Origin of the sequence: Metabacillus fastidiosus NBRC 101226 (genome assembly GCF_001591625.1) — a bacterium.
In the GTDB taxonomy this organism is placed as follows: domain Bacteria; phylum Bacillota; class Bacilli; order Bacillales; family Bacillaceae; genus Metabacillus; species Metabacillus fastidiosus.
The window spans coordinates 47,835-65,045 of the sequence record NZ_BCVG01000001.1 but is presented as its reverse complement, the minus strand read 5'-3'; the positions used below and the strand labels follow the sequence as shown (position 1 = coordinate 65,045).

The following is a 17,211-nucleotide window of genomic DNA, read 5'->3' as shown; positions in this document are numbered from 1 at the left end:
GAAGAGTTTTTACGATATTTAAATATTTATTTTGGGAGTAAAAGATGAAAAATTTCATTTTAAATAACGAAAATTCTATTATCAATGAGTACAAAAAACAAATCCGGAAAATGGAAAAACCCCTCTGCTAAAAGCAAAGGGGTTCCAATTCCGAGAAACTAATATTTAATTAATTTTAATTATAATCTGTTTTATTGGATTCGTCAACTACTATATTCAACTTATTTTCTTTTTTACTATTTTGATGGATTATGGTAGAATGTAGTTAATTCCGAGACACTAGGATAGGTGACTTTTATCCATATAGGGATAAGTCTACACTTTTCTAGAAGTCTTTTTTGACGCATCCTTATCTCGGTATTATGATAGATGCGTTTTTTGTTTTTTTAAAATACATATCTACACAATAAAAAAGCCGATCGCGCCAACGATCGACTAGTAATTTAAAAGTCAGTGTCCATCAAAACGCCAATTTTGATAGACGTTATAAGCCGTTTGATTTTATTCAATTTGCGCCAACAAATTGAATAGTGTAACTAAAGATCATTGGGGTAACTAGAGGGATCATTTGAGAAACATGCTTGCAGCAACATTAGTGATGATAGCGAGGATAAATTGAGGTAAAGGCAAATTTAATGACACAATTTAATACCGCAGTTTAATAACGCAGTTTAATTACACAATTTAATAAATTTTCCTAATGAAGTCCTTTAAGGTCTTTTAAGGTCTACTAAATTCTTCGAAAAAAAATAAATTTCGAAGGCGTCTTTCTTATTGCCTTTTTTTAAGTTGTTAATCTCATTATACCCATTTCTTATAGTAGGTGCAATGATTTAAGTGTAAAAAACCTTATATTTCAAGCAACAAAATCATACATAAAATTCACATGAAAGGAGAGGAACAAATATGAGTAAATCTAATTCTAGAGTCAACGGTAAAAAGTTTTTTCAAGATGCTCTTATTAAATTAAAAGTTGAACATAGTTGTTATCCTCTCCCAGCATCAGCTATCTCAGCGTATATGTTATTTCATTTAGAATGTGATGATTTTGGTAGAATCCGTGCAAATGATTTCTCCTTAACAACATTTTCCACTAAAACAGGAATCCCTTACTCCACTATACATACTGGAAGGGAAGTATTGTTTAATCGCGGCTTCATGCGTGAAGTTATTATCGACAATATTCCTTTTTATGAAATTATCGGATATGAAAAATGGAATTCTCCTGAAATAAACAAACAAAAAAACAACATGACAAGCTTAAATTATTTTAAAATCCCTTTTAAACTGCTAACTAGCCATGTTTTAAAAATGCTTGTATCAGCAAGGGACTCTAACGGTCTTCTTATGCTGCTTGATTTATTCAATACATTTACAAGGGTAGTCAATACTCGCGGTGAACAAGTATACGATGGTATATCTCGTTCTATGAAGAAAATGAAAGAGAAAATGAAGAAAAGTGCTTTAAAAGTACGCCAATGGATGGAATTAATAAAAGAATTCTTTTCATTTGAAGCACTAGATTATAGAGAGAGACAACCAAAAATCGACCGAGTTGCTACACGTAAGAAAAATAATCCTATTCAGATTGTTATTGAAATGTTTAACGTGAAAATTAATCCGGATATAATTTATGAGCTAGAAGATGAGTATGATACATATGAAATTGAAGCAGCTGTTCGAAAAGAAACTACTTTTAAATTGTCTACAGAAAGAGTAAAACACTCTGCAAATGATATAAAAGACATCACTCGTGCTTTCAAAGAAGAAGTTATTAATTCATTAAAATACTATACGGATGTATATTCGACAGCAAAAGATATATATACACGCAACAAAATGATGCTTAATGTATTTAATCATTCGTTAAACGAGATGATTTATCAATACAGGGAAAATGAAAAACATGATCCAAGTAATCAAATTAAATCTTTAGGTGCATTTATGCGTCATATGTTGCGAATGACTTTATTTGAAACTGCAACAACAGCTAACCCTTATCTGGAACCAATAAGTGAGGCAATTGTTGCCTATTCTAATGAAAAGAAGGAGCCGCCTAAATTCATTAAACTAGAAATAAGGAAAGATAAGATTAGAAGAAAGAAAAAATAAATAATTGTTCTCAGCCTTGTTAAAAATTCAACATTTAACAGGGCCGCTGCTGTTTCCTTTCTAAAATGAAAGATTCTCTTGGAGTTCCTATTTTAATAATTCAAATCTCAACAAACTGTCCTCTTTAAAGAAAGAGGCTTTTTTTTCGATCTTTATTACGTGAAACCTTTTGTGGATTAGTTAATAATTTTTATTAATTTTTGTGGAAATAATGAATAATTGATTAAAAGGACTCTTAATAACTGAATATCTGATTTGTAATAATGTTTAAAAGTAGATATTTTGATTCTTTAGTCTGTTAAAGAGCCTTTAAATCCTTATATATCAACAGTCTAGCGTCTTTTCATTAGTTTCTTTATTATTAATTATTGAGTTTTTTATTATTAAAATTGTTTTTCTTTATTATTAATTATTGCTATTTTTATTTTTATTTGTTTTTTTACAAAATAAAAAGAATGAAGAAGAAAAAGATTAGTCATATATAATTCTTTAAAAGTCTTCAAAGAAAAATTGTTCAAACTTAGTAAAATATGCTATACTTTTTTTAAATTTACTTATTTATTTGTATTCACCCATGAGGGAGAATATTATTTTTGTTTAAAACACTCCTTGAGTGATCGAAGTATCTTTATTAGATACAAACTATTCGATTATTCAAGGAGTGTTTTTTTTTACTCAAATCTTTAAAACTTTTTTAGGAGGAATTTTTTTATGGAGAAAACTCAACGTAAAAGAATTAGTCAAGAAACATTGGATATTATTAACTCCATTCCAATTCTTGACTTAGCAAATGTACTTGGTGATCATCCAAAGAGGGTAGGAAAGCAATATCAAATATACTGTCCTAATCCAGATCATCATGAAAACACACCAGATTCCTATATTGAGCCCAATAAAAATCTTTTTAAATGTTTTGGCGGCGGCGGTTGTGGAGCTGGAGGATCTAATGCCTTTTCTTATTATTATTGGCATGAATATGGAAGAGCATATGATAAGACCAACAAAGAGGACCGAAAGAACTTTCCTCTTGTAGTCACCAAAATTGCAGATCTTATGGGAATTCAAATTCAGTATGATGACGGTTCTTATGTTCAACCATCTGGTACCACATCATATGTACCAAGAAACCCACAACCTAAAGAATTAGAACCTCAGTCAATAAAAATTTGTGATGCGGTTTATCGCGCTTTTTTATCATTGTGTCCTGTCTATAAAGAACATGGTTTGGAATGGCTACAAGAACGTAAATATTCGAAAGAAGATATTACGACTATCGGATTAAGATCTGTACCTGCAGAAGAAACGTTATATAGCATTTTAAAAGAACTTATCGCTAGAAGTTATCCCTTAGATCGGGTACCTGGCTTTTCTCAACGTTTAATTCCAGACAATATTGCTGCGCAATATCCAGCAGAATTAATCGAAAAGGACAATGAAGGAAGAGGATATTGGCTTTGGACCATATCTGCAAGTAAAGGATATTTTATTCCTGTAAGAGACCATAATGGCTACATCGTCCGATTACGAGTAAGACGGGATGAAGGAAATCCAAAATATATTTGGTTTTCTTCACAAGATAATACAGCCATTGAAAAGGAAAAATACCGCTTACGACGCAATGGGGTTTCAAGCGGAGCTCCTATAAATGTTGTTCCTCCAGTGTCTCAAATTAAAACTTGGGAAGTCGGTACTGACTTATCAGCAATATATAAAGTTGATGTCGTTGTAGCAACTGAAGGAGAACACAGTGCGAAACGTTACTCTATAAGTGCTTAAGCGCGAAATGAGTGGATTATACAATTTGTATAATTACAACTATTTTCTTGACTGGTGGAATGAGGGTAGTCATGCTTACCCGAAACGCCTGCCTAATACTCCTACGTGCATTGAATATTTGATAGGTAGTCAATGTTCGAAGCTAGGTGAAGAATGGTTGAGAGATTCCCTAACGGCTCAAGCCGAGGAAAGCTGACTAGCGGTAGTTGGTGAATCCTATAGACCTGGGTGCCGAAAAGTAAACCATGGTGAGAATGATTCAATCAAGGATCTGACGAACTTGCGAATGTACGGGTCCTGACGCCTAAACAGTAGAAATGCTGTTGCCGCTGATTGCAGAGAGATAATCCGCCGATGAGTAAGAATTGTGTTTATGAAAGTCGGTATAGCGAGCAATGACGCTATCGTTGATTATCGGGCTCATAGCAAGCACCTACCGTTTACACTGATGGCTAGAGAAAATGGAACGTTGTAAATCGAGGACATGTATTCAACCTCTATCAAAGGGCATGGTGTGAAAATAAATCTGCATAAGCAGTATTAAATCTCTTTACTTCGATGAAGGTGGTGGCATAGTACCGTTGATGCAAGGTAATGCTTGCGGAGGGATAGCCACTAGTCTTTGTTTTAGAAAGTTAGATAACAACCAATTGAACTGTATGGGTCTGGTAAGAGCATGGGAAATATCTATCCGAAAGGAGTTGGTATCCATGATACAGACAACCTTGCGACATTGGGAATATTACGGAACAACTGAACTGTTCTCAAATCTCTATAAAGAAAGTATGGAAGGCAAAAACTTTAACAAACTTTATGACCTTATTATAAGTGAAGAAAATATTCTTCTTGCTTATAGAACTATAAAGAGTAATAGTGGCTCAAATACACCTGGCACAGATTCGTTTACGATTGGACATTATAAAACTATAAATCGCATAGATTTCATAGAATTAATTCGTAATAAACTTTCCAATTATAAACCTAAATCAGTTAAACGAGTATTTATTCCAAAAGCTAACGGGGAACTTCGATCTCTCGGTATTCCAAATATGATTGATCGACTTATCCAACAAATGTTTAAGCAAATTCTTGAACCTATTTGTGAAGCTAGATTTTATAATCACAGTTACGGTTTCAGACCTGCTAGAACTACCCACCATGCAGTATCACGAGCTATGAGTTTAATGAACATATCTCACTATCATTACTGCGTGGACATCGACATTAAAGGATTCTTCGATAACGTCAATCATACGAAATTAATGAAGCAATTATGGAATATCGGCATCAGAGATAGAAAAGTGCTTGCGATTATTATGAAAATGCTCAAGACTCCAATAAAAGGCGAGGGTGTTCCGACAAAAGGTACTCCTCAAGGCGGGATTTTATCACCGCTGCTATCCAATATCGTTCTTAACGAACTTGATCAATGGGTAGCTGGACAATTTGAGAAATTTAAAATAAAAGAAGCAGGTAAATATAAACAGCCTAGACAAATGAAATATAAAATTATGGCGACAAAAATCAAATTAAAAGCAGGATTTATTGTCCGATATGCAGATGATTTTAAAATCTTTGCTAAAGACCATAAATCAGCTTGGAAATGGTATCACGCTGTAGTTGGATATCTCAAAAATAGACTAGGGCTTGATATATCTCCTGAAAAATCGGGTGTAGTCAACCTTCGTAAGCGAAAAACGGAATTTCTCGGATTCACTCTTTCCCTTATAAAGAAAGGTAAAAAGTTTGTAACGAAAAGTAACATACGACCTAAGAAATTGAAACAAACCAAAGAACAAGCTGTAGTCCACATCAAGACTGTTACGAAAAACCCGACTAAGGCAAATTGTCAACGATTTAACTCTTTTATCTTAGGTATCCATGATTACTTTAGAATCGCCACACATATTTACAAAGATTTGAACAGATTATCCTATGACTTGCGAGTACTCATGCATAATCGTTTCAAGAAAATCGGCAATTTCGAACGACCTAAAAATCCTACTATCACTTATCAAAAGCGTTTTGGTAATTTGAATAGGAAAACTTGGGTTATCGGAACAATTCATCTTTTTCCCTTAGTTGCTCAGAATCACGTTCCTCCTATGAACTTTTCACAGGAGACAACTCCTTTCACTATGAAAGGTAGAGAGCGACTTCATAAGAAACTTTACGGTGATGTTTACAGAGAAGTCCTTAGATTATCAATGGATAAATATTCAGGGCGATCTATGGAATATCTTGATAACAGAATCTCTCGTTATTCTATGAAATTAGGAAAATGCGAAATAAGTGGAATATTCTTATTTGCAAATGATGTTCATTGCCATCACTATAAACCTCGTAGTCTTGGCGGAACTGATGAATTTAAGAATCTCCGTATTGTTCATAAAGGGATTCATAAACTGGTTCATGCCACAAAATCTGAAACGATTAAAGAACTCCTTGCGGAATTCAAGTTGGATTACAAACAACTTGATAAATTAAACAGATATCGCAAGCGTTGTAAATTGGAGGCTATCAGCATCTAATCAAAGATGGAACGCCGTATGCGGGGAAACTCGCACGTACGGTGTGAGACGGGGGAAAAGGTTAAGATCCCAATCAAGGCCTTACCTATCGTCACAAAGCCAAATTGCTGCTAATAAGTTAAAAACAACGGTTATTGGCGTACCCGGAGTTGGAAATTTTAGAGAAGTTATTCCCCTAATAAGAGAATGGGAAACCAAAAAATTCATCTTAGCTTATGATATGGATACTCGTGCGACCTGTTTCTCTATAAGTCGCATTTGACGAAATGAGATAGCTTACCTAATTGGTAGGTGAAACTCTTTACTCAATGTTAGGAATGAAGGGAACATGACTCCCTGAAACTAACCCCTAAGAACTCCTACATGCAAGTAAGTATTAACAGGTATAACTTGTATGAGAGCTAGGTGAAGTCGGGCGAATCGAAGCTAAGTCTAATGAACACTTAGATATGCTGAGAGATAGCTCGGGGGGCTATAAAATAACCATGGTGAGAATGTGCCATAAGGTACTGACGAATCCCTGAATGTACGGGTCTAGACCATGACCTTTATAGAAACGTAAAGGGCTACATTATGTAGGTAAGTTACCGAAAAGTAAGATTGCGTGTTATGAAATTCGGGATAGGAGTCCACGTTCCTATAAACTTACAGGCTCAAAGGGGACACCTAAAGTTACATGTACAGCTAGAGTAAAGGGAACAGGGGAAGCCAACCACTACTATATAACCGCTGTTACGGGGTAGGTTGATATAAGGTTCTTTCAAGCACCGAAATTCATTTAGGCTGGTGATAGTAGGGGCACGACTGACGAAACACTCTGTAATGGAGTGCAAGGAACAGCCCCAAGTCTAGTTACTGTTATAAAAGTTACTTTTCAATCAATTTGCATGGTCGAGTAAGATAATGGGAACTCACCTTTTTAAAGGTAGGTGAGCCATATGCAACATAACTTACGATACTGGGAATACTACGACATGACTGATACTTTCACTAAATTGTTCGAGGAATCTAAGGATGGCAAAAGCTTTGACAGACTTTATGAGATTATCATATCTCGTAATAATATCTTACTTGCATACCGAACAATTAAAAGTAATAAAGGTTCAAAAACACCTGGTACAGATGGAAGAACGATTGATTACTTGAAACGGCTTAGTGACGATGAAATAGTAACCCTTGTACAAAAGGTGCTAGAGCGATATCGACCTAAGAAAGTCAGAAGGGTCATAATCGATAAACCTGATGGTGGTAAAAGACCATTAGGTATCCCTTGTATAGTTGACCGGCTTATACAGCAGTGCTTTCGACAAGTTCTCGAACCCATTTGTGACGCTAAATTTTATAATCACAATTATGGATTCAGACCTAACAGAAGCACACATCATGCCCTAGCAAGAATGCAATCTCTTGTAAATATCAATAAATTACATTATGCAGTTGATATTGATATAAAAGGATTCTTCGATAATGTTAACCACAGCTTGCTCATGAAACAGATGTGGAACATTGGCATTAGGGACCGCAGGGTATTGGCGATAATAATGAAGATGCTGAAAGCCGAGATCCATGGCGAGGGTTACCCAAGTAAAGGAACGCCGCAAGGTGGAATTATTTCACCTCTATTATTTAATATTGTACTCAATGACTTAGACCAATGGGTTTATAGCCAATGGGAAGGTTTCGAATCTAAACACAGATATTATGGGATCACAGATAAATATCGTGCACTTAGAAAATCCAACCTAAAAGAAGGATTCATAGTCAGATATGCTGATGATTTCAAAATTATGTGCAGAGACTGGAAATCAGCTCAAAAATGGTTCCATGCTGTCAGGCTATATCTAAAGGATAGACTGAAATTAGATATAAATCCTGATAAATCTAAAATCGTTAACCTTAGGAAGAATAAAACTGAATTTCTCGGTTTTACTATAAGGGCTGTTCAAAAGGGGAAGAAAGCTGTTGCTCAAACTGGTATAAAGCCTAAAAAGGTTAAGCAAATCAATAACCGTATTAGGCAGCTGATTCTTGATTTACAAAGAGCCCCTGAGGAACATAACGCTGTAAAGTACAATTCGGTAGTACTAGGTGTTCATAGTTACTTTAAAGTCGCCACTCAAGTTAATAGTGAGTTCTCAAAAATAGCTTACGACCTTAGCAAAAGACTATACAATCGTTTAAGGCGAGTCAGTGTATATGGTAAACCGGTTAATCCCTTACCAACTTATCTTAAGTTTTATAGTAAAAACTATAAAACATATAAGATTGGTAGATTACACCTATACCCACTTGCTGATGTAAAGAAAAGGGATAACTTGAATTTTAACCAAAATATCACCATTTTTACTGAGGAAGGAAGAAAGAAACTCTCCAAGGAGCTTAAAGCAAATATTAAGTTCCAGATACAGCATATGCTTACACACGGTATCGCTAATCAAAGATCAGTCGAATATGCTGACAACCGTATTAGTAGATACAGCATGATAGAGGGCAAATGTGAAGTCACAGGGATTTTCTTGACTCATGATATGGTGCATTGTCACCACAAAATTCCTTATTCCGTGAGTAAAGATGATAGTTTTAATAATTTGGTTATTGTGCACAACCTTGTTCACAAGCTAATTCATGCAACCAGCCTAGAAACGATTGATAAATACATGAATCTCTTAAACTTGAATTCTAAACAATTGAAGAAGTTGAACCAACTTCGTGAGATATGTGGATTGGAACTTGTAACTAGTAACTAACTAGATGGAACGCCGTATGATGTGAAAGCTTCATGTACGGTGTGGAGCGGGGGAAAAGGCGGAGATAGTCTCAAAACCTTACCTATCGCTATTTAAGCGGGAAGATGATAGTGATAAATCAAAAGATAAACAGAAAAAACTATTCGAAAAATTAACCGAATTTGCCACAGAAGTTATTAATCTTGGAATCGAAGTTTATTTATGGACTTGGGATATTAAAGATGGAAAAGGTCTTGACGATCTTTTAACTTATGGGAAATTACCGGTTGAAATTAACCTTCGTACTAAGGAACAAAAGTTGGTAGACTTGAATAAACTGCATCTTGTTGCTTAATAGGAGAGATTGTTTATGAATGTTTACTCAGCTATAGGAAGATTAACAAAGGCCCCGCATCTTACATATACAGATGGGCTAGCAAAATGTGAAATGGTTATTGCGGTAGAAGATCGCATCGCAAGACGAACAGATTTTATCCCAATTGTTATTTGGCGTGACTTAGCTGAATATTGTGCTAATTATTTAGTCAAAGGCCAAAAAATTGGAGTAACTGGAAAGCTACGATCTCATAATTATCAACGTGGTGGTATGAATCTCACCCGGTATGAAGTCGAAGCGTATGAAGTAGACTTTGGGCAAGCTCCAAAGAGAAATTAAGTTAAATAAAATCAAATTTTAGGAGAGTGTTTTTCATTTTAATTCGTCTTTTTTTAGTCGGAAGATTAACAAGAGATCCAGAACATCATTACACACCAAGTGGAGCGGCTGTCACTACCTTTACATTAGCGGTCAATCGTACTTTGACGCATCAACAAGGAGCAGATTTTATTAATTGTGTTGTTTGGTGTCGTCAAGCTAAAAAGGCAGCTAATTTCTTTAAAAAAGGAAACTTAGCTAGAGTAGATGGCCGTTTAAAATCACGTAGTTATGAAGACCAAACTGGTAAAAAGGTTTACATTACTGAACTAGTTGCTGAAAGTGTACAATTTTTAGAGCCAAAAGGTAGTAGTGACGATAATTACAGCAACAATAGTAATAACTTTGACCAAAATAATAGTAATCAAAATTCTTTTGGTTCAGATGATAATAAGCGTGATCAAGAGCGTACAAATTATGAAGATGATCCTTTTGCAATAGACGGTAACCCGATCGATATTTCTGATGATGATTTACCATTTTGAAGCATGAGATGATCTGATTCATAGAATACCTATAAAAGGCTAAATTAAGCTTTTTCTCATATCCTAATCAACGGGAGCAATTTATATCCGCTCCCTGTTTGTATTGGGAGTGGAGAAGGAATAGAAAGATGGACAAATACATTGTAAATATGTTTGATGTTTCAATTGACCATATAAGTAGGGAAACGAATGAATGGCTAAAAGAGCACTTACATAAATGTAGCCCTATTATTATTTATGATAAGCAAGAATATGGTTGGTTTATGCCTATTACACTAGATGACTTAGATAATAGTGAATTAGAGAAGATTCCACAAGATTTGTTCTATGTCTTAAGGTTCGCTCAGTCAAATGGATGTACATGGATAATGATGGATCAAGCTGCCAATCGGCATTCTGAATTACCAAGATTTAAATGGAATTAAATAAAACTAAAACTTTTTTAAAGAGTGTTTTTTATGTTAAACATTAATATTCAAAAAGAGGATCTATTAAAAGCTTTATCAGACGTGCAGCATGCTATTAGTTCAAAACCCAGTATGCCTATTCTAACTGGAGTTAAAATTTCTGCAGATAAAGAAGGGGTTACAATCGTTGGAACTAATAATGACCTGTCCATTACAAAAACAATACCTTTAGAGCATAAAGGGACAGAAATTGTCTCTTTAAAAAAAGAAGGAAGTATTGTTTTAAATGCAAAGTTTTTACTTGATATTGTTAAAAAGGCTCCCAAAACTGATATTTTAATTACAGTTGGTAAAAATTTTGTAACCGAAATTCAATCAGGTAAATCCTCATTTAACTTAAATGGTTTAGAACCGGAAATGTTTCCTAAAATTCCTGAAATCGAGGGTGAAATTGATTTTAGTATTTCAGTAAAGGATTTAAAGCAATTAATTTCTCAAACGATCTTGGTTGCTGCCACATCTGAAATGAGGCCAATTTTAACAGGAGTTAATTTAACATTATCATCTTCTGAAATAAAAGCGGTAGCAACAGACAGTCATCGACTTGTATTAAAGACGCTTAGCATTCCAGCTGGTGAAGAAGAAAAAAATATTACGATTCCTGCTAAATCATTACAAGAGTTAGCTAAGATTTTAGATGATCCGAAAGAACAGGTTGGTATTAAAATGTCGGAAAGTCAAATTATCTTTCAGTCTAATAATTTGTTACTTTGTACAAGGCTATTAGAAGGAAAGTATCCAGACACAGCAAAACTAATTCCAGACAATACAACTACCACTGTTAAAGGTAATAAAAAAGAGTTAATAGCAGCGCTTGATCGATGCTCTCTATTAGCTAATGAAAAGACAAAAATAATTACGTTAGAAGCTACTAAAGGTCAGCTAATATTATCGGTGACTTCTAAAGAAGTTGGAAATGTAACAGAAATTTTAGATGACATTGAAATTGATGGAGAAGATATCAAAATATCATTTAGTGAGAAGTTTGCAAAAGATGCTTTAAGTACATTTGATAAGGAAAAAGTTAAATTAGAATTTACAGGGGCAGTTCGGCCATTTTTATTTCGTTGTGATGAGGATAACACTCTTACACAGCTGGTACTACCGGTAAGAACATAATTTAACTTAGACTAACTAAAACTTTAGAGGGAATAGTTGTTGCATCATTTCAAACAATAAATCCAAATAAAACAGTAGATTGACTAGACATTGTGATGGATGTAAAAGACCATGATTTAGTGAATTATAATAAAAGAAAGATCGAATCTCCTTCTGTGAGAGTTTCTATAGAAACTTTGAATGGAAAAACAAAAAGCCAGTATACTGTAGATTCAGCTTTATTTAAAGTTGGAATCAACAGTAAATATATCGGTGAAGAAGAGAAATTAAAATCTATTTCTTTCAATAACTCACGAATGATTTATAAAATTCAACAGCAATTAGAGTCTAGAATGACATATTCTTTAGTAAATAAACAGTTTATTACTAATAAGAAGAAAGATTTAAAAGTAACAATTAAAGATGGTTATGTGGTTACAAGTGGGACTTCAACAGCCATAGAATTAGTGTTAGTGAGTGATAATAAGTAATAAAATAAAGAGACAAGTATATAATATGCTTGTCTCTTTATTTGTGAATTTATGTACCTTCCGCTAGCCTTTGAATTGATAAAAATCACCTGGGGCAATTGGTATTGTATCTATTTCAACAACATCTACATCTGAATTTCCACTACGGTTAATATAAGCAGAATTGGAACCCACATCATAAGAGAAAATTTCCGGTGTCTCCATTAAACTATAAAAATACTCCACTATTAATTGGCTCTTTTCTAAAAAAATTAGTTTGTATAAGAGAGTATCGGTAGGAACCCGAATACTCTCTTACATGAATCCAACCTATTTAAATCTTAGAAAAAGTCATATTTTTATCTCTTTTTTTGTCTCTGTTTTTGATTTTGATCTTGATCTTGATCCTGGTCAGCTTCTGCTTCTGTGCGTGCACGTACTTTCGCCTTTGAATCAGACTCCACGTCTACATCGATATGAACATTAGAATTTCCACTGTTATTAACTTTTGCTACGTTGATATTTTTATCTGTATTTTTTAATCTATTGTCATTGTCATTATCGATATCATTGTCAAAATCAAAATCTACATTTGACTTTGCTTTGGAATGACTTTTTGCCTTAGCTTTATTGTGATTCTCATTGTTATCGAATTCTGGAAACCATGAACGGCTCATATTATCACCTTCTTTCCTTTCTTTACAGGTATTATATTCAGTGCTGGCAAAATGACTTGGACAACTTAATCAATATAATTGCGGATCAAGAAAATTGATACATTTACATATCAAATTATTAAAATATTCATCTTAATTAACATTAAAAGCAGTAATTTTATTGAAGTTTTATGGAGAAATGATATAATATGTATATATTTATTTTTTGATTATTTTTCCTATGCAGGAAGAATCTATTTATTTATTAAACGCTTTTCTTTAAGCGAACAACTATTTAATTCTGCGTTTTTTTGCAGTTTGTTGTTGGTTTAAAGAGAGGCGTTTTTTTGTTTTCTCAAACCTAAAACATTTTTAAGTAGTGGTCTATAATGACAGAAGTAAAATTAGAAATGGTGCTTAATTTTAAAAATGCAAAAATTAGTGAGCAAGATCTTCAAGAGATTGTTCTGGAAAGATTCATTAGAAGAGGTAAGAATGCAGGAGCTATGCCTTACACAGTTAGTGACGTGAAACTTACTCGAATGGAACGGCCACTTGCGAAAAGGGAGAAAAGAGTATTTTCTCTAAAAGGATATAATAGAACTCCAAATGCTGCTCAGTCTCAGTATGCCATAGATTTCTTAGCAAGTCTTTTGGTTCAAGAAGAAAGTTTGGACAGAATTGTTTACTCTTTAAATGTAAAAGATATTTTAATCTCTATTGTAAATTTATTAGGGGAAAATATATTTAAACTAAATAGACGTACTCTAAATGAATTAATTGATTATGTAGAAGCTAAAGCATTTGAAGATAATTCGGGAATGGAGGATATTGAATTTTCCCTATTAGATTCTGAAGCTATAATAAAAATCCTTGATAGACAAAATCCATAATGTTTCATCTACATAACTGCTGCTGGCTTTTATGTGTGAAAATTTAATATTAAATTATTGCGAACAAATTGTTCCAAGAGTGTAAGGCGTACTTGATTAAGTACGCCTTTTAATTTTTAGAAAAGAGGACATACAATGACTAACATTTTTGATCAAATAGATAATGAAAAGAGCAAAGAACTATTCGAAATGATGGCACATCCTTTATTTACACCATTTCCAACATCGATAGAAGATTCTTACCATTTTGGTTGGGCACGCGGCATTGCTTTACTTGCTGACTCCGTTTATTTTGGAAACTGGTATAAATGGCTTTCCATCTTAGGAAAAGGTGAATGGCAAGAAGGTGAACCTTTTCCTTATACGGAAATAAATACGACAGGAAATGAAGAAGTAAGGAAAATGCTTAAAAAATCATTTGAACCGCTTCAATACCATGGTGTTCGAGCATATGAGTTTATTGAATGGATTGGTTTTGCTCTTGGTCTTTCTTGGTTTAAAAAGCCAAATATTGATGAAAAGCAGTGGGAACATCTCTATAAAACTGTTAATTTTGAGCTGTTCTATAAGTATCCTTCAGATTATCTGAGTTATTTTTTAGCAGAGAATGGTTCATCTGGGCACCTGGATTATTATCCCACTCCGCTTCATGTAACCATTATGATGAATAAAATGCTTGAAATTGACAGTGATGCTGAAATGCTTACAAGAACAGTATTTGAGCCTTGTTTGGGTACAGGGGCTATGACGTTACCATCTAAAAGTCTGAATGTAGTGGGAGCGGATCTTAATCATTTAATGGTACGTGCTGCGGCTATTCAGGCGTTTTTCTATAAACCTAGTATGTTATATGTTCCAAAACCAGTAATTGGAGTACACTTTGATCGAAAGGAACTCAGAATTAATAAATATTTTGAGTTTGAGACAGATACTCGTATTTATCAGGGTGATTCCTTATTAGGCGAGTATACAGCACCAAAATCTATCTTTTTAGAGGATAGTGAGTTTGTAGATGTTTATTTCCATGCACTTGATTTAGAGAAACATGAAATTTATCAATACGAAGAGGATTTAGAGCATCCATGGGAGTCTTTATCAAAAGAAAAAAGATTTGAGATTGTTAAGGCAATGGCCCGAGAAATACGACCAGATAATGTTTTAACAAATCCTCCGTTTAATATGAAAATATCGCAGCATGAGCGGGAAAAGATAAATGAAATTGAAAGAAGAAATAAAGAGTTTCTTGCTTTAAGAGAGAATAAACAGCGATTAAGCATGTTTCATACTATTGAGAAAGAAGTGGAAAAAGAGATTGAAATTGCCAAAAGTACTTCTAAAAGTAAAAATATTGATGATGGGCAACTAATGTTAGTCTTTTAAAGAAGGTAGGGGAGAGATCCCTTCTCCTTCTTTTTTAATTTCTGTTACATTAATTGTCACAATATTCTACTTATGATAGAATAATAGGCATATTTTATTTTTTTGTTTCCACGCAAGCGCGAGGAAAGTTACTGATTTAAGCTTAATTAAATGCACTCTATCGAGTGACCAATCTACTTTTTAGGTAGAAATTCCTTTTTTGGTCATTAGATAGTGTGCATTTTTTTTGTGCCTAAAAACTCAATCAGTAAAAAGAATAAAAATCCATTTTAGAAAGGAGAATGTTTAATGTATTTATACACTGTAAACCCTGTTTCTACTTTACCAACAGTACCACCGGCAACAGGCACTGAATTTGATTTAATATGGCAATTATTAGTTCCGTTTCTTATGGGTGGTATTGTTCGATTTGTTCGGTACTGGGAACAAGTGAAAAAGAAAGAATTTAGCATAATGGATGCTTTAAAAGCAGTTGTTAGTGGAGGAATCACAGCTATTGTGGGAGTTAGTGTTTTTAATCCCACAGGTACTCCATTTCAAATACTTGTGATTTCTGCATTTACAGGTATTGCTTGGGTGATGTCAAGAAGTGAAATTTCACCTCAACAAGAAAAGAATTTACTAAATGAGTTAGATGCTGAAGAAGTCAAAGAGGTAAGGAACAAGTCTGATGAGGACCTCTCTAAACTTGAATAAACATTAAAAATAGGTGCCATTTTGTGGTATGATAAAAAAAAGATGAAAAGGATGGTTTGATTATGGCTAAAATTATAGACTTATTAAACCGCAACGAAAATAAAAGAATCGATCAAATTATTAAAGCTATCAGAAATGCTAAAACTGACCAGGAAAGAAAAGATTTAAAGCTGGAAGCTTATGAAATCTATCTTGAAGCGGTGAAACGTGCAAAAAGAGAGACTTTATCTGATGAAAATAGAGAAGAAGCTGCTACATTAGCAACTTATTGAATAAGAAGCGTAACCAAGTGTTACGCTTCTTATTTTTAAAAATCTTATTGTTTAATACAAAAAAATAAACTTAATAAAATGCACTCTATTGAGTGACCAATCTACCTTTTTAGGTGAAATTCCATTATTGGTCCTTTAATAGAGTGCATTTTTTTGTACTCAAAAACTGAAGCATTCATAAGAAAAAATTTCTTTTAGAATAGGAGGTGAATCAAGCCATGAATTTTGGAAGCATGAGTATTCAGGACATTTTATGGAGACTATGTTGGGCCTTTTTTGTAGGGGGTTCTGCACATTTTTTACGGTATACGCACCAATGTCAGCAAGTTAAAATAACTGAAGCCGTTAGAGCATCTGCTAGTGGTGGATTTGCTGGAGTGTTAGCTGTAAGTATATTTAATTCAGATGGAAATCCATTTGAAATATTCGCAATCTCTGCAACGACTGGTATATCAGGCATTGCTTGGGTACTTGCGAAGAGCGATATTTCTTCCGAAAGAGAAAAAGAATTATTGAATAAAAATAAATCCGATTTTACGAGTTTAAAAGAATTACGTTCACGAGATATTAATGATGTGAGGAAGAATCGAGAATTAATTCAAGAATTAGAAAGAATGAAAGAAGAACTTGAAAAAATGAAGTAATATCAAATCCATTTTGTGGTATAATTTTAAAAAAAGGTGAAAAGGATGGGTTTATTATGACGAGGTTATTTGACTTATTAACCCCCCATGAGAAAAGCCGAGTGGAAGAAATTGAACAAGCAATCTTATATTCTCAAACAGATAAAGAGCGATTAACTTTAAAAATAGAAGCATATGAAATTTATGCTAACGCAGTAAAACGAAAAGAAAATTCCATGCCATTTGAAAGTATGGATGAACAATCAGCTGCTTTAGCAGCACATTAAAAACAAGTTTGTAACAATTTTTTG

17 protein-coding genes are annotated in these 17,211 nt (G+C 33.7%); 15 read left to right on the top strand and 2 right to left on the bottom strand.

The window, feature by feature from the left end:
* The first annotated feature begins 906 nt into the window (after positions 1-906).
* The 9 genes from BFA01S_RS00305 to BFA01S_RS00260 all read left to right on the top strand — a co-directional run bounded on the left by BFA01S_RS00305 (position 907) and on the right by BFA01S_RS00260 (position 12,401).
* Positions 907-2,112, top strand: coding sequence for a hypothetical protein (locus tag BFA01S_RS00305; protein ID WP_066224359.1), 1,206 nt, complete (start codon positions 907-909; stop codon positions 2,110-2,112).
* Between the two features lie 711 nt (positions 2,113-2,823).
* Positions 2,824-3,888, top strand: a complete 1,065-nt coding sequence (locus tag BFA01S_RS00300; RefSeq protein ID WP_066224355.1) for a CHC2 zinc finger domain-containing protein — start codon at positions 2,824-2,826, stop codon at positions 3,886-3,888.
* Between the two features lie 584 nt (positions 3,889-4,472).
* Positions 4,473-6,419, top strand: coding sequence for a group II intron reverse transcriptase/maturase (gene ltrA, locus BFA01S_RS00290; protein ID WP_369690784.1), 1,947 nt, complete (start codon positions 4,473-4,475; stop codon positions 6,417-6,419).
* Between the two features lie 938 nt (positions 6,420-7,357).
* Positions 7,358-9,166, top strand: a complete 1,809-nt coding sequence (gene ltrA, locus BFA01S_RS00285) for a group II intron reverse transcriptase/maturase (RefSeq protein ID WP_066224350.1) — start codon at positions 7,358-7,360, stop codon at positions 9,164-9,166.
* A 349-nt stretch (positions 9,167-9,515) separates the two neighbouring features.
* On the top strand, positions 9,516-9,821 hold the full coding sequence (locus BFA01S_RS00280) for a single-stranded DNA-binding protein (protein ID WP_066224348.1): 306 nt from the start codon (positions 9,516-9,518) through the stop codon (positions 9,819-9,821).
* A gap of 35 nt (positions 9,822-9,856) precedes the next feature.
* Positions 9,857-10,345: a single-stranded DNA-binding protein gene (gene ssb / locus BFA01S_RS00275; protein WP_066224508.1), complete on the top strand. Its 489-nt coding sequence runs from the start codon at positions 9,857-9,859 to the stop codon at positions 10,343-10,345.
* 128 nt (positions 10,346-10,473) lie between these two features.
* Positions 10,474-10,770: a DUF5983 family protein gene (locus BFA01S_RS00270; protein ID WP_066224344.1), complete on the top strand. Its 297-nt coding sequence runs from the start codon at positions 10,474-10,476 to the stop codon at positions 10,768-10,770.
* Positions 10,771-10,803: 33 nt separating this feature from the next.
* Positions 10,804-11,931 carry a DNA polymerase III subunit beta gene (gene dnaN, locus BFA01S_RS00265; RefSeq protein ID WP_066224341.1) on the top strand — a complete coding sequence of 376 codons (1,128 nt, stop codon included), beginning with the start codon at positions 10,804-10,806 and terminating at the stop codon, positions 11,929-11,931.
* 92 nt (positions 11,932-12,023) lie between these two features.
* Positions 12,024-12,401, top strand: coding sequence for a hypothetical protein (locus BFA01S_RS00260; RefSeq protein WP_066224338.1), 378 nt, complete (start codon positions 12,024-12,026; stop codon positions 12,399-12,401).
* Positions 12,402-12,464: 63 nt separating this feature from the next.
* Here the strand turns inward: BFA01S_RS00260 and BFA01S_RS22180 are convergent, their stop codons facing one another.
* The gene (locus BFA01S_RS22180) at positions 12,465-12,605 is read right to left on the bottom strand and encodes a hypothetical protein (RefSeq protein WP_156483484.1); all 141 of its coding nucleotides are present in this window, start codon (positions 12,603-12,605) and stop codon (positions 12,465-12,467) included.
* 134 nt (positions 12,606-12,739) lie between these two features.
* Positions 12,740-13,057 carry a hypothetical protein gene (locus BFA01S_RS00255; protein ID WP_066224336.1) on the bottom strand — a complete coding sequence of 106 codons (318 nt, stop codon included), beginning with the start codon at positions 13,055-13,057 and terminating at the stop codon, positions 12,740-12,742.
* Positions 13,058-13,425: 368 nt separating this feature from the next.
* Here BFA01S_RS00255 and BFA01S_RS00250 point away from each other — a divergent pair, with 368 nt between their 5' ends.
* The 6 genes from BFA01S_RS00250 to BFA01S_RS00225 all read left to right on the top strand — a co-directional run bounded on the left by BFA01S_RS00250 (position 13,426) and on the right by BFA01S_RS00225 (position 17,187).
* Complete coding sequence (locus BFA01S_RS00250) at positions 13,426-13,929, top strand: hypothetical protein (RefSeq protein ID WP_066224332.1); 504 nt, start codon at positions 13,426-13,428, stop codon at positions 13,927-13,929.
* Between the two features lie 135 nt (positions 13,930-14,064).
* A complete protein-coding gene (locus tag BFA01S_RS00245; RefSeq protein ID WP_066224329.1) occupies positions 14,065-15,309 on the top strand; it encodes a hypothetical protein in 1,245 nt (414 codons plus the stop codon).
* 288 nt (positions 15,310-15,597) lie between these two features.
* Positions 15,598-16,005 (top strand): hypothetical protein, encoded by a 408-nt coding sequence (locus BFA01S_RS00240; RefSeq protein WP_066224326.1) that lies wholly within the window; start codon positions 15,598-15,600, stop codon positions 16,003-16,005.
* A gap of 62 nt (positions 16,006-16,067) precedes the next feature.
* Positions 16,068-16,277 (top strand): hypothetical protein, encoded by a 210-nt coding sequence (locus BFA01S_RS00235; RefSeq protein WP_066224324.1) that lies wholly within the window; start codon positions 16,068-16,070, stop codon positions 16,275-16,277.
* Between the two features lie 218 nt (positions 16,278-16,495).
* Positions 16,496-16,921 (top strand): hypothetical protein, encoded by a 426-nt coding sequence (locus BFA01S_RS00230; RefSeq protein ID WP_066224321.1) that lies wholly within the window; start codon positions 16,496-16,498, stop codon positions 16,919-16,921.
* A 56-nt stretch (positions 16,922-16,977) separates the two neighbouring features.
* Entirely contained in the window at positions 16,978-17,187 is a 210-nt protein-coding gene (locus BFA01S_RS00225; RefSeq protein WP_066224318.1) for a hypothetical protein, read from the top strand.
* Positions 17,188-17,211: the final 24 nt, after the last annotated feature.